An 18,564-nucleotide genomic window follows, 5' to 3' on the forward strand; every position below is an offset into this window, starting at 1 on the left:
GTAAGGTGCTGGCAAGAGGTGGTGGGGCAGGTGGCAGCGAAGGCAGTTCGACAACCGCTCAGCCGCGAGCGTGTCCTGGCGGCGGCGGTTGCCCTTGCGGACGCTGAGGGGGTCAAGGCGCTGACGATGCGTCGGCTCGCTGCCGATCTCGGTGTCGAGGCCATGTCGCTCTACCACCATCTGCCCGCCAAGGAGGCGCTCCTCGACGGCGTCGTCGAGACCGTGGTCGCCGAGATCGGTGCGGCGGCGGTTGGTGGCAACGCCACGAACGGTGGGGACGAGGACTGGCGGACGCGGCTGCGCCGGCAGTTCCTCGCGGCGCGTCAGATCATGCTGCGTCACCCGTGGATGCCCGGGCTGTTGGGCTCGCGTCGCACCATCCCCGTCGGTCTGTACGCCTACTACGACGGGATCGTGGGCACCCTGCTCGGCGCAGGGTTCTCGCACCGCCTCGCGCATCGGGCGATGCATGCGTTGGGCAGCCTGCCGCTCGGGTTCGCGCAGGAGATCTTCAGCCCGTCGTCGGCTGGCGGGAGCATGGAGGACGACGTTGCGGAGGCGGACCTGGCCGCGATGGCCGAGGCGCTACCGCACCTGACGGCCATGGTGGCCACCGAGATCCACGACGTCACCGACCCCACCCTCGGTTGGTGCGACGGCCAGACCGAGTTCGAGTTCACCCTCGACCTGATCCTGGGCGGGCTGGAACGCCTCCGCGCCTGAGCACGAACCGCCGGCGGCCGAGGCGTGGAAGGCGAACCCGCCGCCACGACTTGGCTGCTCGCATGCTGCGGCGGACCGGCGACATCGGCCGGTGGCCCGATCAGTAGTCGTTGACGTTAACCGACCCGCGATGCTCGCTGGACCTCATGAAGAACGCCTACGCTACTCGACCACCGGTCGCGGTGAAGTCCGATACCGCTGCGGCGCCTCAGTTCGCCATGACCGCCGGAAATGGTCACGCACATCGTAAGTGTTGGCGAAGTATCGCAAAAGCTCATCGTGACGGAACTGGTAGGCGATTCCGGCGACGCGAACAAATCCGAGCCCACACATTCGCTGCAGAAATCGAGCAGGGGCGAGCGGTAGCCGGAACGCCGCGGCGACGATCATAGCGACGTAGCGCCGCCATAGCGCGCAAGCAACCGTCTCGCCGACAACCGCGCAGTAGAGCAATGCCAGCGGGACACCCAACAGCACGCCCCATTGCAGGCTGAAGCCCCATGCCAGGATCGGAAACATGACGGCGGCCGATAGTCGCGACACTGTCCGCTCCCGGCGCAGGACGCCCAACGGGCCGACGATTTCGGGTCTGGTGTCCGTCGCCAGAGTCTGGCCGAAGCCGACTGTCAAACCGATCGCAAGCCAGGCAGTGACGAAACTTATCAATGCTATCCACGGGCCTAGCACCAGCCATGCCGCCACCGCAATGACCAGTGCGGTGGCGGTCTGACGCAGCGAGAACCTCAGGTCGGTCAGCCGTGACCAGTCCGGCGTAGCGGCTGGCATCCACGGCTTCGTGCTTGTTCGTATGAGCATGGCCGACCAGACGGCGGCGCCGAACAGAAGTCCACCACGTGCTATCCAACCACGATCCCACAGAAACATGGCCGCCCAGACGAACCCTGGAACAGACAGCAGCACGCACAAGATGAAATCCGTGACCAACGCCGCCCGCCCGGCGACCGGCCAAAGCCGGTGCAGAATAATGTCGCGCGCAGGCAACGTGCGCCCTGCCACGACCCTCTGCGAAGACCGATTTAGCTCTAGGTACTTAGCGTAATGCGACAACCACCACAGGTCGAGCACGTTTCGCAGTCGTATCGGAAGTGCTGCCCGGACGGTGCCGACGGATTCCACATAGTTCGCTACCAAGGACGCGGCATTGGCAGTCTCTCCCGTCGTGACCAACGTGCGGCCAGGGTCAGTGCGATGCGTAGCCAGGCGATTCCTGGCCAGTTCCGCGATGAGGCTCAACTGCCAGGGGCTGGCGAGCAGAGCTCCGCGGCCTTCATCCTGCAGTGACGTCGCCAGGTCGAGCGCCTGAGCGAAAACGTCCGCGCCGCCAATGGACCGGGACAGATACCTTGTCGCCTCGGCATAGCCGACGGGTCGGATGGTGTACACCTGCAGGGTGTAATGGTCGCGCAGATTCTGATCGAGGGCACTCCAAGTGGCTCGCCGGCAGGTGGCCAGAAAGCGGGCCGGCTCCTCGCGCAACCGCCACTCGGCGAGTTGGCGCAGCAGTCGCTCGGCAGGCTCAACGGTCGTCTCATCGATGCACAGCTCGTCAATGCCGTCGAGCACCGGGAAGATTCGGCCCGACTCGATGAGGTCTTGGGCTGAGCCACGGGATACGTTGAACTCGGTCGCAATGAACTTTGGAAGCCAGGCGTCGATCTCTTCGCCATCAATCCAGCGGCCAGCCGGGACTACCAGCGGCACGACCGCAGGATCCTGTTTCAGGATCTCCAGGGCAACCTGCAGCGCGGTGTACGACTTCCCGCGACCGGGATGGCCCAGAAGCACAGCACGCTGAGGTCCGCGTAGTGCCGCCTGCGCAAGCGCCTCCAGCTGCACATCCGATGACTCACCGGCGCTCCGGTAACTCAGTGCGATGTGTTCCGATGTACGTCGAAGCTGCCGGAGCCGGGCACTGAGTTCACGGAGGAGCTCCGATCTGAGCTGCTCGATCACGGCGGCTGGCTTATCCCGACGCACCAAGCCAATCAACTGCTGCACCAGAAAGGCGAGGAGGCTGACGGCGCCCAGAATTGTGCCAAGGTATCCAGCTTTGTTGCTCAACGTCTTGTCGGCCATGTAGGCAGGCACGAACGTCGCAGTCGTCACCACGACAATAGCGCTCAGCAGCGTGACCAGGGCACCAGCTGTCCAGCGCAAAACCCGACGCCGGCTACCCGGTCTCATCGACGTGCTCCTTCTGCTGGCCAGGACGGTGTGACCACAGCCAAGCGCATCAGAACAGCGACTTTGGTCGAGCAAAGCTCGCGTTGCTGGTCCTGATTAGAACGCGGAACAGACGTGGTCCGGTCACGACCGCTGCGAGACTCCCACCAGTCACGTCTTGACGGCGCAGAGGCGCTCCGACGCCGCAGCAGTCCCAGCCAAGCCCTCCGCCGCAACAGGCGAGATCGCCAAAGCCGCCACAGGCGAAAGCCGCCAATTCGCCTCGCCAGCCCAGTCCCAACCACCAGCACAGGCTACCGATAGCGATCAACCGACTACAGAGCCGAACGTCCACATCAGACATCCCTTCGTAGTCAGATACCGGGCCGATTCAGGGCGTCATCAAGGGCGACTACGGGCAGTTCCGTGGGATGAGCCGGTACGGGGTGGCGACGAGACCGACCGAGCGTTATCTGCGACAGAACAGTGCACTGGATCATGCGGTCGATCCTTCGTGTCGCGTGCTCGGTGAGCCGCTGTGCGACGATCGGTCCGTGGTCCGCCGGGAGAGCTCGCGAGAAGGCACCTTCGAGTGCCGGCTCTGTCGACTTCGATTCGGTCCCATCCGTCATGCCAATGCTGTCAGTGGCGCTACTGGCGGCCTGGACCGGAAGAAGGCGACATGTCCGACAACCTGCGGCTCAGCGCAGTCACTCTGGACAGTTCGGATGCCATCCGCTTGGCGAAGTTCTACGCCGACATCACCGGCGGGACGATGACGCAGATCGGCGATGAGTGGGCATGCGTGCAGAGCCCGGCCGGGCGGCTCAATTTCCAGACCGTGCCTGGATACACGCCTCCAACCTGGCCCGACCCCACCGCGTCGATCATGATGCACCTCGACTTCATGGTCGAGGACCGAGACGCCGCCGAGGCGCGCGTGCTCGCCGCTGGCGCAACGAAATACGACTTCCAGCCCAATAGCGAACAATGCTTCGTCTACGCTGACCCGGCCGGCCACCCCTTCTGCCTGACCACCTGGGAAGCCCCGATGGTCTGACAAGAACCCTGCGCGCCGCGATTGCCGCAGTGTTGTCGACATCCGCACATCGACAGGTCCAAACACCCAACCGCGCGTCACTGGTTGGCCACCCGTTAGGCAGGTGCAGCACGCAGCGGTCGAGGCGGATGGTGACACGCCGGCCGGCGAGGTGGTAGCGCCGGCCAGACAATCCACGTTCGGCATCGGCCACGCCGCCGGGTTCCGTGGCAGCGTCTCGGGTCGTTCATGCTTGCCGCTAGGTTCTGGTTCTCAGACCAGGGCGGGTGATGACGTGAGCGACGTGCAAACCGTCTATCGTGCGTGCTGCGCGACGAGATTGCCCCCGCTCTACGCGTCCTCGGCTTCAAGGGATCGGGCTCGCGGTACAGCCTGCCGGACCCGGGGTTGCCGGCAGCACCGGCGCGAGGAGCTCGAGTCCCTCGGACCTGTTGCGGATTCCTCCGCTCCCGACGCCCTACGCCGAGGGTGACCCGACCCGTGCCGGCCGGCGGACCCGGGCCGGCGGGGCGGGCAGAGCCCTGCGGTCGACCTTGCCGTTGGCGGTGGCGGGCAACTCGGGCAGCACCACGTGGCGCAGCGGCACCATGTGGTCGGGAAGCTGCTCGGCCAGGAACGCCCGCAGCTCCGCCTCGCTCACGTCGCCCGCGTCGGCGTGCCGCTCGGTCACCACGTACGCCACCAGGGTCGGGGCCGCACCCAGGTCGTCGCGGAGCAGCACCACGCTGTTCGCGACGAGCGGGTGACTGTTCAGCACCGACTCGATCTCGCCGAGTTCCACCCGCTGCCCACGGATCTTCACCTGCGTGTCGATGCGCCCGCCGTAGTTCAGGTACCCCTGTGGTGACCACCAGGCCAGGTCGCCGGTGCGGTACACCCGCTGGGGACGCCCGGCGACGTGCACGGTGCCGAACCGCTCGGCGGTCAGGTCGGGCCGTCCGGCGTACCCCCGGGCCAGGCAGTCGCCGCCGACCACCAGTTCCCCGGGTACGCCGAGCGGGGCCAGCGCACCGTCGTCGTTCAGCACGTATGCCGTGACGTTGGTGATGGGCCTGCCGATCGGGACGGTGGGGTCCGGTTCGGGTCGGCGGCACGGCCAGGCGGTGACGTCGATGGCGGCCTCGGTGGGGCCGTACAGGTTGTCCACCCGCACCGTCGGCAGGGTGGCGGTGAGCTTGTTGACGAGCTTCGGCGGCAGGGCCTCCCCGCTACAGATCACCCGGCGCAGGGCTGCGCACGCGGCGACCCCGGGCTCCTCGACGAACAGGGCGAGCATCGACGGCACGAAGTGCACTGTGGTCACCGCCTCGCGGGCGATGACGGCGGCCATCTCCTGCGGGTCGCGGTGCGCCTGGGCCTCGGCCGTGACCAGCGTCGCGCCGGCCAGGAAGGCCCAGAGCAGTTCCCACACCGACACGTCGAAGGTGTACGGCGTCTTCTGCAGCACCACGTCGCCGGGCCCGATGCGGTACTCCTCCTGCATCCACGCCAGCCGGTTGGCCAGCGACAGATGGGTCATCTGCACACCCTTCGGCGCCCCGGTCGACCCGGAGGTGAAGATGACGTACGACAGCCCGTCCACCACCTCCTCCGGCGCGCGGTAGCCACGCCAGTCGACGGGCAAGGCGGGTAGGTCGGCACCGGCCAGTGGTCGCACCGGAACGGCCGGGGCTCCGCCGGTGCCGAGCGCGGCCCGTCCCTCCTCGTCGGCGAGCGCCAGCGCGGCGTCGGCGGTGGTGAGCATCAGGTCCAGCCGGGCCCTCGGGTGGGACGGGTCCAGCGGCAGGTACGCCGCTCCGGCCAGCAGGACACCGAGCACCGCGACGACCATCTCCGGGCTCCGCTCGGTGCACAGGGCGACGACCGCGCCGGGGCCCACGCCCTCGGCGCGCAGTCGCCCGGCCAGCGCCGCTGCCTCGTCGAGCAGGTCCCGGTAGCTGCGGTCGCGTCCCCCGCCGCGCAGCGCAACGGCGTCCGGGGTGCGCTCCGCCTGCCGGCAGATCGCCTCGTGCACGGGTGTCCGGGGGGCCTGGGTCGGCGCGGGGTTGAAGCCGAGCAGCGTGGCCCGCTCCCGGGGACCGACGAGCGCCGCCTCGCGCACCGGGCGGTCGGGATGGTCGGTGAGCCATCCGCTCAGGGTGTCCAGTCGTTCCTGGAGGTGGGTGGGGTGCCAGTGGTCGCCGGCGAGCCAGACCGGCACCGGGCCCACCGTTCCCACCGCCCCGCCCCGAGGGCCGGGTGTCACCAGCACCACGTCCACCGGGGACAGCTCGGGTGACGGTGTCCGCGTCTGCGCGCGTACCTCTGTCAGTGTGGTGTCCGGGTGCACGCGCAGCGTGTGGTCGCCGTGCGGGCCGCGCACCGTTACCGACGTCGCGCCGGAGAGGCGGTGGGCGAGCACGGCCGCCACTGCTGCGGCGTGTGCCAGGTCGGTGTGGTCGGTCATGCGGTCACCAGCTCGGCCAGGACGCGCGGCGTGGGTCGCGCGGACAGTTTCTCCATCGGGATGCGGACGGCGAAGCGGCGCTGCACCTGGTTGACCATGCGGATGAACAGCAGGGACTCACCGCCGACGGTGAAGAAGTCGGTGTCCGGCCCGATGTCGGGCGAGCCGAGCAACCGGCCCCACAGCTCCACGATCTCGCCCACCACCGTGCTCTCCCCGGTAGCCGCGGGAGGCGGCGACGGTTCGGCGGTGTCCGGGGCCGGTGGCGGTGTCGCCTCCAGCCAGTGGCGGGTACGGGCGAACGGGTACGTGGGCAGCGCCACCCGTCGCGCCGGGGTGTCGCCGCGCACCGCCGGCCAGTCCACCGCCACCCCGGCCGTCCACAGCCCGCCGAGTGCGGCGAGGACATCGGCGGCGTCGGCCCGCGGCGTCGGTCGCGGCTGTATGGCGAACCCGGGCACCCGCCGCCCCTGCGGTGTCTGCCGGGCCATGCCGGTCAGCGCGGTGCCGGGACCGACCTCGACGAGCACGGGGTCGGGCAGCTCCAGCGCGGTCAGTAGGGCGTCGTGGTAGCGCACCGGGCTGCGCAACTGTGCCGCCCAGTAGCCCTCGGCACGCGCCTGGCCGCTGCCGAGCAGCGCGCCGTCGACGCTGCTGACCACCGGGAGGGTGCGGGGTCGGTGGGACACCCGGTCGGCCGCCACGCCGAGCAGCCGGGCCGCGTCGGTCATCATCCGGCTGTGGAACGCGCGCTGCGCGGGCAGCCCCCGACAGGGCACCCCGGCCGCGTCCAGGCGTTCGCGGAACGCGGCGAGCGGGGCCGGCGGTCCGGCCACGACGGTGACCTCCGGCGCGTTGCGGGCGGCGATGTCGAGGGCGTCCAGGCCCGCGAGGTGTTCCTCCACGGTGCGTGGCCCCGCCAGCACGACCAGCAGGTGACCCTCCGGGGCGTCCTGCATGAGCCGGCCCCGGGTGGCGACCAGGCGCAGCATGTCGTCGTCGGCCAGCTCACCGGCGAGCGCGGCGGCCGGGAACTCACCGACCGAGTGACCGATCATCGCCGCCGGACGGACGCCCCACGACAGCAGCAGCCGGCCGAGCGCCACCTCGTACAGGGCCAGGGCCGGCTGGGTGACGTCCGTGCGGTGCACGACACTGTGCGGGTCGTCGTCGACAAGGACGTCCCGCAGGTCCAGCCCGAGGACCGGGGCCAGCAGCTCCGCCCCGTGGTCGAGGTCGGCCCGCGCCGACGGGTAGTGGTCGTAGAGGCCCCGCGCCATGGCGGGAAACTCGGCGCCCTGCCCGGGGAACAGGAAGACCACCCGGGGTCGGCGGACCGCCGCGCGCACCCGCGCCCGGCGCAGGCCGGCGAGCGCCGCCGGGACGTCCCGTGCGGCCACCGCCAACCGGTGCGGGAAGTGCCGGCGGTACGTCTGCGCCGTCACCGCGACGTCCCGCAGGGACAGGTCGGGGCGCTGCCGGACGTACTCATGCACCTGATCGGCGGCCTCGCGGACCGCCTCCGGGGTCCGCGCGGACAGCACGATCAGCTCGGCGGGGCCGTCGGCGGCCGATGGCTCCGGCGGGATCGGGCCGTCGGCCTCCTCCAGCACCACGTGCGCGTTGGTGCCACCCAGACCGAAGGCGCTGACCGCCGCGCGGCGCGGACCGTCGACGGCCTCCCACCGACGGGCGACGGTGTCCACCATGAACGGTGTGGACCCGTCCAGCAGCTCGGGCCGGGCCTGCTTCAGGCCGGCGAGCGGCGGGATCTGCCGGAAGTGCAGGGCCAGCGCTGCCTTGATGAGACCGGCGACACCGGCGGCGGCGTCGAGGTGCCCGACATTGGCCTTGACCGAGCCGATCGAGCACTGTCGCTCGCCGCGACGGAAGACCTCGGTCAGCGCGGCCAGCTCGATGGCGTCGCCGACCTCGGTCGCAGTGCCGTGCGCCTCGAGGTAGCCCACGGTCGCCGGGTCGACGGCGGCGGCGGCGTACGCGCGGGTCAGCACGTCGATCTGCCCGGCGATGCCCGGCGCGGTGTAGCCGACCTTCATCCCACCGTCGTTGTTCACCGCCGACCCCTTGATCACCGCGTACACGGTGTCCCCGTCCCGGCGGGCGTCCGCGACGCGTTTGAGCACCACCAGGGCGACCCCGTTGCCGGGCACGGTGCCGTCGGCCGTGGCGTCGAAGGGCCGGCACGTGCCGTCCGGCGACATGATGCCCTTCGTCTCGTAGAGGTACCCGGCCTGCTGCGGCACGGCCACGCAGGCGCCACCGGCGAGCGCGACGTCCGAGTCGCCGCCGCGCAGGCTCTGGCAGGCCAGGTGCACCGCCACCAGCGACGTCGAGCAGGCGGTCTGCACGGTGATGGCGGGTCCGCCCAGGTCCAGCCGGTACGCGATCTTCGCGGCCAGGTGGTCCTTCTCGTTGCCCAGCACCACCGACAGCAGCCCCTGCGACTCGACCACCTCGGGCTGGGCGAACACGTGGTGCAGCGCGTAGTAGTTGAACCCGGCCCCGGCGAAGACGCCGACCCGACCAAACGGCCGCTCGGTGGCGAGCCCCGCCGACTCCAACGCGGCCCACGCCGTCTGCATCAGCAGCCGGTGCTGCGGGTCCATCGTCTCCGCCTCCCTCGGAGTGATGCCGAAGAAGGTCGCATCGAACAGGTCCGGATCGGCCAGGACGCCGCGCGCCGGCACGTACGCCGGGTCGTCGAGCCGGTCGGCGGGCACCCCGGCGGCCAGCAGCTCGCCCCGGGTCAGCGCACTGACAGTGGTCTTCCCGGCGACCAGGTTCGACCAGTACTCCGAGACGTCGGCGGCGCCGGGGAACCGACCGGCCAGGCCGACGATCGCGATGTCGTCGTTCATGAGGGTGCCCCTGCTCTCTCGGTCTGTGCGTGCAGATGCCGGGCCAGCGTCTGGACGGTCGGGAATCGGTAGAGGTCGGTGAGCGGGATGGTCCGGCCGGCCAGCCGCTCCTGGAGCAGCCGGCGCACGATCGCCAGGCGCAGTGACTCACCGCCGACGTCGAAGAACGCCTCGTCGACGTCGAAGTCGTCGGTGCCCAACGCCTCCACCCAGGCGTCCGTCACCAGCTCCTCGAACTCGGCCAGCGACGCCGAGCGCTGGGCGGGAACCCGGGCCGGCGGGTCCGCCGGCGCGGCCGAGGTCTCCGGCGGCGCTGCCGGTTGGGCCAGCGCTCCCAATGCCCGCAGGTCGACCTTGCCGTTGCGGTCCAGCGGGAACTCCGCCACCGTCACCCACTGCTGCGGCCGGGCGTAGGGGGCCAGGTCGGGTTCCACCGCGCGGCGCACGGCGGCCACGTCGAGGCCGTCCGGGTCGGGCTTGAGCGCCGCGCAGAGGCGTACGCCGGTCGTCGGGTCACCGGTGGGGAACACCACGGCGTCGCGGACGCCCGGCTGGGCCCGCAACCGGCGCTCGACGTCGACCGGCTCCACTCGGTGTCCGGCGATCTTCACCTGGCGGTCGTTGCGGCCCAGGAAGCGCAGCTGCCCGTCCGCGCCCCAGCGCACCAGGTCGCCGGTGCGGTAACAGCGTGCCCCGTCGTGTCGCACGAAGGAGGCGTCCGTCCTGGTCAGGTCGCCCAGGTACCCGTCGGCCAGGCCGGTGCCGCCGGCCAGCAGTTCACCCAAGGCGCCCGGTGGAACGAGGCGACCCGACGCGTCCACGACGGACAGGTCGGTGCCGTGCACCGGGCCGCCGATCGGCAGCGGGTCCGGGGTCGCGTCGGCGTGCTCGACGGAGTACGTGGTGGTGAAGGTGGTGTTCTCGGTGGGGCCGTAACCGTTTGTCAGGCGCAGGCCCCGGCAGGCCCGCAACACCTGGCGCACGTGCGGCGGTGACACCACTCCCCCGCCGGTGAACAGCTGCCGCAGCCCGACGAACGCGTCCGGACGGTGGTCGGCGACCAGGTGGAACACGCCCGAGGTGAGCCAGGCGTGGGTGACCCCGGCGGTGCGCAGGACGTCGGCCAGCCCGCGTGGCGTCGGGTCCTCCGGCGGGAAGACCACCACCGTGTCGCCGGTGGCCAGGGGCACCAGCAATTCCAGGGTGGACGCGTCGAACGCCAGCGGGGACAGCCGCAGCATCCGCATGCCCGGCCGGTCGACGAACATCCCCGGGTCGTCCGCGAGTCGCAGCACCGCCCGGTGCGGCACGACGACGCCCTTGGGCACCCCGGTCGAGCCCGAGGTGAAGGAGACGTACACGGTCCGCGCCGGATCCCTCGGCGCGGCCTCGACCGCACCGGCCCCGACCGGCGTTCCCGGCTCGACGAGTGGACAGTCGACGACTCCCGGCCAGGGCTCGCCCACACCGAGGCGGGCCCGCGCCGCGACGGTCGCCGCCAGATGGGTACGCCACTCGGCGGTGGCGTGCCGGTCGACCGCGACGTAGTGCGCGCCGAGCCGCAGCACACCCAGCACCGCGACCGCCTCGGCGGCCGAGCGGGGCACCTCCACCAGAACCGCGTCGCCGGCACGCACCCCGTGGCCGTGCAGGAGACGGGACTGCTCGACCGCGGCGTCGTGCAGCTCACGGTAGGTGAGCGTCAGCCCGGTGTGCGCGTCGACGAGCGCGGACCGCGCGCCCGCCGACTCCGCGTACGCCGCGAACCGGTGCCACACGTCGTCGGAGGTGTCGTACGTCTCGCCCGAGCCCAGCTCGCGCAACCGGGCGCGCTGACCCGCCGAGAGCGTGGTGACGTCCCGCACCGTCGCGTCCGGGTCGGCGGCCAGCTCCCGCACCGCCGCCTGGAACGACTCGACCAGTTCCCCGGCGTCGGCGGCGGTGAGCAGGGCTGTCGCATACTCCAGCGCGAACCGGGGGCGATCCGACCACGACTGGAGGTAGAGCAGGGCGTCGAACACCGCGCCGCCGCAGTGGCTCTCGTGCACCCGCCAGGTACGGTCGCCCACCACCAGCTCGTCGGGCACCAGCTCGTGGTGGGCGGCGAAGCCGAGCTGGGCCAGCGGGTTCCGTCCCGGGTCGGTGCCGGCGCCCAGCGCGGAGACGACCTTCTCGAACGGCACGTCGGCGTCGGCGACCGCCGCGGCCAGGGCGTCGGCGATCCCGCGGACGAACTCCCGGACGGTGCTGTCGTCGGTCGCCGCGCAGCGGACCGGGACGACCCGGGTGCAGAGGCCCACCAGGCGGTCCATGCCCGCCTCGAACCGGCCCGCCGCCGGCACCCCGAGCACCAGGTCGTCCAGACCGGCGCGGCGGGACACTGTCAACGCCCAGGCTGCCAGGGCCACCGACGTGACGGTCACCCCGCACTCCCGGGCCAACCCGGTCGTCGCCTCCGCCGCCGTCTCGTCCAGGTGGAAGCGCAGTCGGGCGCCCCGCCCGTCGGCTTCGGCGACCGGCGGCAGGTCGGTGGGGAGCGTCACCGTCCACGGTGCCCCGTCCAGCCGCGCGGTGACCCGGGTCAAAGCGGACTCCAGCGCGCCGGACGACTCCTGCGCGGCGAGCCGGGTGCCGACCCAGTCCGGCGACGGGGCCGCCTCGGCCGGGCCGTCCCCGGCGTAGAACTCGGCGAACTCCCGCGCGAACAGTCCGACGCTCCAGCCGTCGCTGACCGTGTGGTGCACCAGCATGGTGAGCAGGTCGCGCCGGCCGGTTCGGGTCAGTACGAACACCACGGGTGGCTGCGCGAAGGGGCGCAGCAGACGCGCGGCGGCCGGGCCGTACAGGTCGTGCACGGCGCGTACCGCGTCGTCGTCGGGCAGCGTCTGGTGCAGTAGACGCGGCTCGTAGGGCGCGGGCAGCACGATCCGGGCCTGGCGGGGGTCGCGCACGAAGTGTGTCCGCAGCGCCTCGTGCCGGGTGGTCAGCTCGCGCAGCGCCCACCGGACCCGGGCCGGGTCGAGGGGCCCGTCCGCCTCCACCGTGAACATCAGGTGGTACGGCGCGTCCCGCTCCAGCAGGTGCGCGGCCAGCATGGACCGCTGCCCCGGAAGCAACTCCCGCTCTGCCGGCCGCCGCGCGACGACGGGTGGCGCGGTGTCGACGAAGTCCACGGCGCCGGCGAGGGCCTGGGCCAGCGGCAGCGCCGACAGCAGGCGGGCGCTGTCCACGTCCGCCCGCAGCTCGCGCTGGCCCAGCGAGACCAGGGCGATGGCCTGGAGCGAGGTGCCGCCCAGAGCGACGAACGATTCGGTGGCGGCCGCCGCGCTCACCTGTTCGGGGGTGCCGCCGAGCACCCGCGCGGCGAGCGGCGCCCAGGCGGCGAGGTCGGGGGCGATCATCAGGCGGTCTCCGCCGCCGGACGCTCCAGCGGCACCTCGCTCGCGACCTTGCGCAGGTCGGCGAAGCGGGGGTTCTCCAGCACGTGGCCGAACATCACCGCGAGGTTGAGTTCCTGGCGGATCAGGGTGCTCAGCCGCAGCGCGCTGAGCGAATGGCCGCCGAGGTCGAAGAAGTCGTCGTCGTCGTCGACGGTGTCGACGCCGAGAACCTCCATCCACAGCTCCTCGAACTCGGCCACCCAGGTCCGGTCGTGTACGTCGCGCATCAGTGTCGCCTCTCTGTGGTCGGGTCGGCTCCGGGTGCGTCCAGGTAGTGCCGGGTGGCCGCGAAGGGGTAGGTGGGGGCGGGCAGCCGGCGGCGGCCGGTGTCGTGCACGGGATCCCAGGCGTCGGTGAGACCCAGCTGCCACAGCGCGCCGACGGTCGCCAGCAGTCGGGCGTGCCGGTTGGCGGGAAGCGGCGGCTGGTCGGCGTCCAGGTGCGGGGTGACGCTGGTGCCGACCTCGATCCAGAGCACCGGGTCGGGCACGTCGGGGGGCGGCGTCGACGTCGGGGGACGGAGGGCCGCGGCCCGCCAGAAGGCGCTGTCGTCGGGCCGCCCGTCGATGAGCAGGGGCAGAGCGGCGGGGTGCAGGCGTACCCCGGGGTCGTCGGTGTCGCGCAGCAGCGCCAGCGCGTCCGCGAGCGACATCACCCCGGCCACGACGGCGGCGGCCACCGCGCCGACACCGTCACCGGCCAGAGCGCGCGGGGTGACGCCCCGGCTGCGCAGCGACCGGGTCAGGCCGACGCAGGCCAGCAGCCGGTCGCCGCGTTCCCGGACCGAATCGTCCAGGTCGTGGCCACGCAGCAGCGCGACGCCCTCGTCGACGGTCCGCCGGTACACCGGGTCGGCGTCGTAGTTGGGTCGGTTGCCGGTCACCGCACCGGCCCCGGTGAGGTGCAGCGCCACCCCGCGCGCCCGAGCCGTCGCGTCGACCTTGCGCAGCCGGGCGACCCCGTCGGTCACGCCGGTCAGGACGGCGGCCCGCCAGGGCAGCTCGGCGCGGCCGGTCCGCAGTGTGTACGCGAGGTCGGCCAGGTCCCCGGGCGCGGTTCCCGCCGCGAACGCGGTGACCCGGTCCAGGCTCTCCTGCGCCACCGCGGCGGTCTTCGCAGAGACCAGGACGAGCTGCGGGACGTGTCGGCGGGGTCGGGCCGCGATTGGCGGGGCCTCCTCCAGCACTACGTGGGCGTTGGTGCCGCCGATGCCGAAGGCGCTCACCCCGGCGCGGCGTACGCCGTCGACAGGCGCCCAGGGTCGGGCGGTCGTCGGCAGCTCGAACACCGAGCCGTCCAGTCGGATCGCCGGGTTGGGCGTACGGAGGTGCGCGATCGGAGGAATCGTCCGGTGCGTCAGGGCCAGGACCGTCTTGATCATGCCGACCACCCCGGCGGCGGTGTCCAGGTGTCCGACGACCGACTTGACGGCGCCCAGCGCGCAGGGCGCCCGGTCGGGCCGGGCGGAGTCGAACACCTGCCGCAGCGCCGCCACCTCGATCGGGTCGCCGAGCGCGGTGCCGGTGCCGTGCGTCTCGACCAGGCCCACGGTGTCCGGGTCGACGTCGGCCACCTCCAACGCCGCCGCGATGACGGCGGCCTGACCGGTCGGACCGGGCGCGGTGAAGCCGGCCTTGCGGGCGCCGTCGTTGTTGACCGCGGAGCCACGGATCACCGCGTGCACGGTGTCGCCGTCGCGCAGCGCGTCGGTGAGGCGCTTGAGCACCACCACGCCCGCTCCGTCGCCCGGTACCGTCCCGTCGGCGGCGGCGTCGAAGGCGCGGCAGCGACCGTCGGCGGAGAAAATGCCGCCGGGCTCGTGCAGGTGTCCGCGCCGGGTCGGCGGGGCGACGGTGGCAGCGCCGGCCAGTGCCACGTCGGCGTCGTAGGTGAGCAGCGCCTGCGTCGCCTGGTGCACCGCGACGAGCGACGTCGAGCAGGCGGTCTGCACAGTCAGCGCCGGCCCCTGAAGGTTCAGCTTGTAGGCGATCCGGGTGGCGGCGAAGTCCTTGTCGCTGCCGATGATCACGCCCAGGCCACCGGCCGCCTCGACCGCGCGCTCGTTGGGCCACACGTTGTCCAGCAGGTAGACGTTGAGCCCGGTGCCGACGTACACCCCGACCCGGTTGCCGTCGGCGGCGACCGGCGGGTGGCCGGCGTGCTCCAGGGCCGCCCAGGCGCACTCCAGCAGAATCCGCTGCTGGGGGTCCATCAGGGCGCTGTCCGACGGTGAGTAGCTGAACAGCCGGTGGTCGAAGCGGTCCGCGTCGGTGAGCACCGCGCGGGCCGGCACGAAGCCCGACCGTTCCACCAGATCCTTGGGTACGCCCCAACCGACGAGCTGCCCGGGCGTGAAGACGCTGACGGCGTCGACGCCGTCGTGGACGTGTCGCCAGAACCGGTCCAGGTCGCGTCCGGCGCCGGGGACCCGGATGGCCATGCCGACCACCGCCACCGCGGCGCTGTCGTCCAGCTCAGCCACGGCCGGCTCGCACGCTGCGCCGCCGGTCGGCCAGCAGGGCGCGGCCCTGGCGGCGCTGCGCCGCGTTGGGGTCCGCGACGACGGGCGCGGTGTGCTGGAGCGCCGCCGCGCAGCCGGCGATCGTGCCGCAGCGGAAGAGGTCGGTCACCGAGACGTCCAGACCCTCCTCGGACATCCGCTGCTGGAGCGCGATCAGCGCGAAACTGTGGCCGCCCAGGTCGAAGAAGTTGTCGTGCAGCCCGACGTCGGGCCGCCGCAGCACCTCGACCCAGCAGGCCCGGATCCGTTCCTCCAACCCGGTGCCGACCACTGAGGCCGGTGGCCGCGACGGCGCGGTGACCGTCCGTGCCGCCCGGCTGTCGGCCAGCAGGCGGGGAAGGTCCACCTTGCCGTGCGCGGTGAGCGGGATGGTCGCCACGGTCAGGATCCGCGACGGCACCATGTACGCCGGCAGTGTCTCGCGCAGGCGCGCCCGCAGGTCGTGCTCGGCGTCCGGGCCGATCCCGTGGACCACGAACGCGACGAGTTCGTCGTCCTCGGCGGCCACGGCACACGACCGCACCGCGGCGTGGGTGAGCAGGGCGCCCTCCACCTCAGCCAGCTCGACGCGGTAGCCGCGCACCTGCACCTGCGTGTCGTTGCGGCCGAGGTACACCATGCTCCCGTCGAGACCCCACTTCACCACGTCGCCGGTGCGGTACATGACCCCGCCGCCGTACGGGTCGGGCGGGAACCGCGCCTCGGTCAGCTCCCGGTTGTCCAGGTAGCCGTGCGCCACGAGCGCGCCGCCGCAGTACAGCTCGCCGGGCACGTTGAGGCCGGTCGGCCGCAGGTCCTCGTCGAGGACGTAGCAGCGCGCCGACGGCAACGGCACGCCGATGGCACCCTCGGGGACCCGGGGCACGTCGGCGGCCGACGCCTGGAAGATCGTGACGTGGATGGTGCCCTCGGTGATGCCGTACATGTTGACGAACACCGTTTGCAGACCCGGCGCGTCGGCGATCAGCGACGCCAGCCGCGACCAGCTCAGCGCCTCGCCGCCAAGGACGACGTAGCGGATGCGGGAGGTCTCGTCCTCCTCGAGCGCCCGCAGGTACGGCGGCAGCAACCGGTAGAGCGCGCCCGGGGTCTGGAACAGCACGGTGACGGCCTCGCGACGCACCAGCCGGGCCAGCCGTTCCCGGTCCACCAGGTCGACCCGCTCGGCGATGACCAGCCGGGCGCCGGTGGTCAGCGCGCCCCACATCTCCCACACCGACGCGTCGAACGAGAACGAGCTGGCCGCCAGCCACACGTCGGCGGCCGTGACGTCCAGGCCCGCCGGGGTCGGGCTGTTCAGCGCGTCCAGGCCGCCGTGCCCGACCAGGACCCCCTTGGGTACGCCGGTCGAGCCGGAGGTGTAGATGACGTACGCCGGGTCGTCCGGCCCCGGGAAGGTCTCCTCGAGCACGGAGATTCCGTCGAGGGTGTGCGCGTCGGCCAGGGGAGTCCCGCTGTCGCGGGTGAGCGCCGCGGCCGCCTCTGCGGTCTCCGGGTCCACCACGAGCACCGCCATCCCGGCGTTCGCGGCGATCAGTTCGAGGCGCTGGCGCGGGTAGTCCGGGTCCAGCGGCACGTAGACGCCGCCGAGCTTCCACACGCCCAGGATCGCCGCGACGACCGCCGGTGAACGGCCGAGCAGCAGCCCCACCCGGACGCCGGGGCGGACACCGCGGTCGGCCAGGCCCGCCGCGATCCGCCCGGCCCACCGGTCCAGCTCGGCGTAGGTGATCTCGACGTCCCGGTGGCGTACGGCCACCGCGTCCGGGGTCGCCGCCACGTGGTCGGCGAAGCGACGCAGCACCGACGGGTGCGTAACCGGCGCCGACGCGAGCGGCGGGTTCACCCCCTCGGTGAGCAGCGCCCGCTCGGCCTCGTCCACCATGGACGGCTCCCGCTGCTCCTCGTCGACGATCGACCGCAGGAACGTCAGGTAGTGCGTGAGCAGCGTGCCAACGGTCTCCGCCCTGAACAGCTCGGTGCTGTACTCGGCGCGCAGGAACGGCACGTCGGTGGAGACGTCGAGGGTCAGGCCCAGGTCGAACTTGGTGACGTCGATCTCGACGTCGACCTCGGTCAGCCGTACCCCGGCGAACTCGGGGAACGCGAACGGGAAGTTCTGCACCGTCAGCGAGGTCTGGAACAGTGGCGCGTGGCTGAGCTGCCGCTCCCCCACGGTGGCCCGCACGATCTGCTCGAACGGCACGTCCTGATTGGCGAAGGCCGCCATGCTGGTCCGTCGTGCCCGGTCCACCAGCTCGGTGAAGCTCGGCCGGCCGGACACGTCGAGCCGGATCGGCAGCGTGTTGACCAGACAGCCGACCAGGCGCTCCTCGGCGTCATCCATCCGGTTCGCCACCGGAACGCCGACCACCACCTCGTCCTGGCGCGCGTACCGGGACAGCACCGAGGCGTACGCGGCGAGCGTCACCGCGAACAGCGTCACGCCCCGCGCCCGCCCCCACTCCCCCAGCCGCCGCACCAGTTCCGGCTCGACCGGGCGGCGCAGCACCGCGCCGGTGGTGCCGAGCACGCTCGGGCGGGGGAAGTCGGTGGGCAGCGCCAGTTGCGGCACGTCGACCAGCGCCGCACGCCAGAAGTCGAGGCCCGAGCTGTCCCGTCGCCACGTCTCGTGCTGCCGCTCGGCGTACGCCAGGTAGGACTCGGCGGGCTCCTCGTAGGCGGCCACCGACCCGTCGACAGCGGCGTCGTACTCGGCGGCCAGGTCGCGCAGGAGCAGACCCACCGACCACCCGTCGCAGGCGATGTGGTGCACGAGCACCGCGAGGCCGTGCTCGTCCGGGCCCCAGGAGCGCAGGTAGGCCCGCACCACCGGCCCGTTGGCGAGGTCGAAGGGCTGCCGAGCCTGCTCGGCGACGAGCGTCCGCAGGTGGGCCTCCTGGGTGGCGCGATCGACCCACCCGTCGGCGGTGATGTCGACGTCCACAGCGGGCGTCGACGACACCCGCTGGGTGAGGACACCGTCGACCACCGCGAACGTGGTGCGCAGCGCGTCGTGCCGGGCGACCACCCGGGTCAGGGCCGCGCGAAGGGCCTCGGGTCGCAGCGCACCGCGCAGGTGCACCGCGAAGGCCACCACGTACGCCGGGTTTCCGGGCTGGAGCTGATCGAGGAAATAGAGGCGTTCCTGGGCGAAGGAAGCACGACCGGTACGAACCATGCACCGATCGTGCGGCCCGGCACGTCCCGCGCGGCAGAGCACGTTCTCCTGCCCCACCAGGAAAAGCTCCCGGTCGCGTCGGCGACACGTCGCCTCGGTCCCCGGGCACGGCGCGGCCCCGGCCCGACGC

Annotated in this window: 9 protein-coding genes; 2 read left to right on the forward strand and 7 right to left on the reverse strand. The window is 72.1% G+C overall.

Features of this window, described 5'->3' with window-relative positions; all coding sequences use genetic code 11:
• Window positions 1–30 precede the first annotated feature (30 nt).
• Entirely contained in the window at window positions 31–723 is a 693-nt protein-coding gene (locus IF22_RS0111205; RefSeq protein WP_030330971.1) for a TetR/AcrR family transcriptional regulator, read from the forward strand.
• A 162-nt stretch (window positions 724–885) separates the two neighbouring features.
• Here the strand turns inward: IF22_RS0111205 and IF22_RS0111210 are convergent, their stop codons facing one another.
• The gene (locus IF22_RS0111210) at window positions 886–2,928 is read right to left on the reverse strand and encodes an NACHT domain-containing protein (protein WP_156057451.1); all 2,043 of its coding nucleotides are present in this window, start codon (window positions 2,926–2,928) and stop codon (window positions 886–888) included.
• A 661-nt stretch (window positions 2,929–3,589) separates the two neighbouring features.
• Between IF22_RS0111210 and IF22_RS0111215 the strand changes: the two genes are divergently transcribed.
• The gene (locus tag IF22_RS0111215; protein ID WP_030330975.1) at window positions 3,590–3,967 is read left to right on the forward strand and encodes a VOC family protein; all 378 of its coding nucleotides are present in this window, start codon (window positions 3,590–3,592) and stop codon (window positions 3,965–3,967) included.
• A gap of 457 nt (window positions 3,968–4,424) precedes the next feature.
• Here the strand turns inward: IF22_RS0111215 and IF22_RS0111220 are convergent, their stop codons facing one another.
• From IF22_RS0111220 to IF22_RS0111245, 6 genes are read right to left on the reverse strand one after another with little or no spacing between them, the layout of a single operon-like run.
• Window positions 4,425–6,413: an amino acid adenylation domain-containing protein gene (locus tag IF22_RS0111220; RefSeq protein ID WP_051708335.1), complete on the reverse strand. Its 1,989-nt coding sequence runs from the start codon at window positions 6,411–6,413 to the stop codon at window positions 4,425–4,427.
• Complete coding sequence (locus tag IF22_RS0111225) at window positions 6,410–9,292, reverse strand: type I polyketide synthase (protein WP_030330980.1); 2,883 nt, start codon at window positions 9,290–9,292, stop codon at window positions 6,410–6,412. Before IF22_RS0111225 ends, IF22_RS0111220 begins: the two co-directional genes overlap by 4 nt.
• Window positions 9,289–12,693 carry a non-ribosomal peptide synthetase gene (locus tag IF22_RS0111230; RefSeq protein WP_051708337.1) on the reverse strand — a complete coding sequence of 1,135 codons (3,405 nt, stop codon included), beginning with the start codon at window positions 12,691–12,693 and terminating at the stop codon, window positions 9,289–9,291. Before IF22_RS0111230 ends, IF22_RS0111225 begins: the two co-directional genes overlap by 4 nt.
• On the reverse strand, window positions 12,693–12,959 hold the full coding sequence (locus tag IF22_RS0111235) for a phosphopantetheine-binding protein (RefSeq protein ID WP_030330983.1): 267 nt from the start codon (window positions 12,957–12,959) through the stop codon (window positions 12,693–12,695). The genes IF22_RS0111230 and IF22_RS0111235 overlap by 1 nt, the downstream gene beginning before the upstream one ends.
• Complete coding sequence (locus IF22_RS0111240) at window positions 12,959–15,214, reverse strand: beta-ketoacyl synthase N-terminal-like domain-containing protein (protein ID WP_051708338.1); 2,256 nt, start codon at window positions 15,212–15,214, stop codon at window positions 12,959–12,961. The genes IF22_RS0111235 and IF22_RS0111240 overlap by 1 nt, the downstream gene beginning before the upstream one ends.
• On the reverse strand, window positions 15,207–18,434 hold the full coding sequence (locus IF22_RS0111245; protein ID WP_081883788.1) for a non-ribosomal peptide synthetase: 3,228 nt from the start codon (window positions 18,432–18,434) through the stop codon (window positions 15,207–15,209). The genes IF22_RS0111240 and IF22_RS0111245 overlap by 8 nt, the downstream gene beginning before the upstream one ends.
• Between the last annotated feature and the right edge of the window lie 130 nt (window positions 18,435–18,564).

It is taken from the genome of Micromonospora parva (assembly GCF_000718515.1).
Classification (GTDB): Bacteria; Actinomycetota; Actinomycetes; order Mycobacteriales; family Micromonosporaceae; genus Micromonospora; species Micromonospora parva.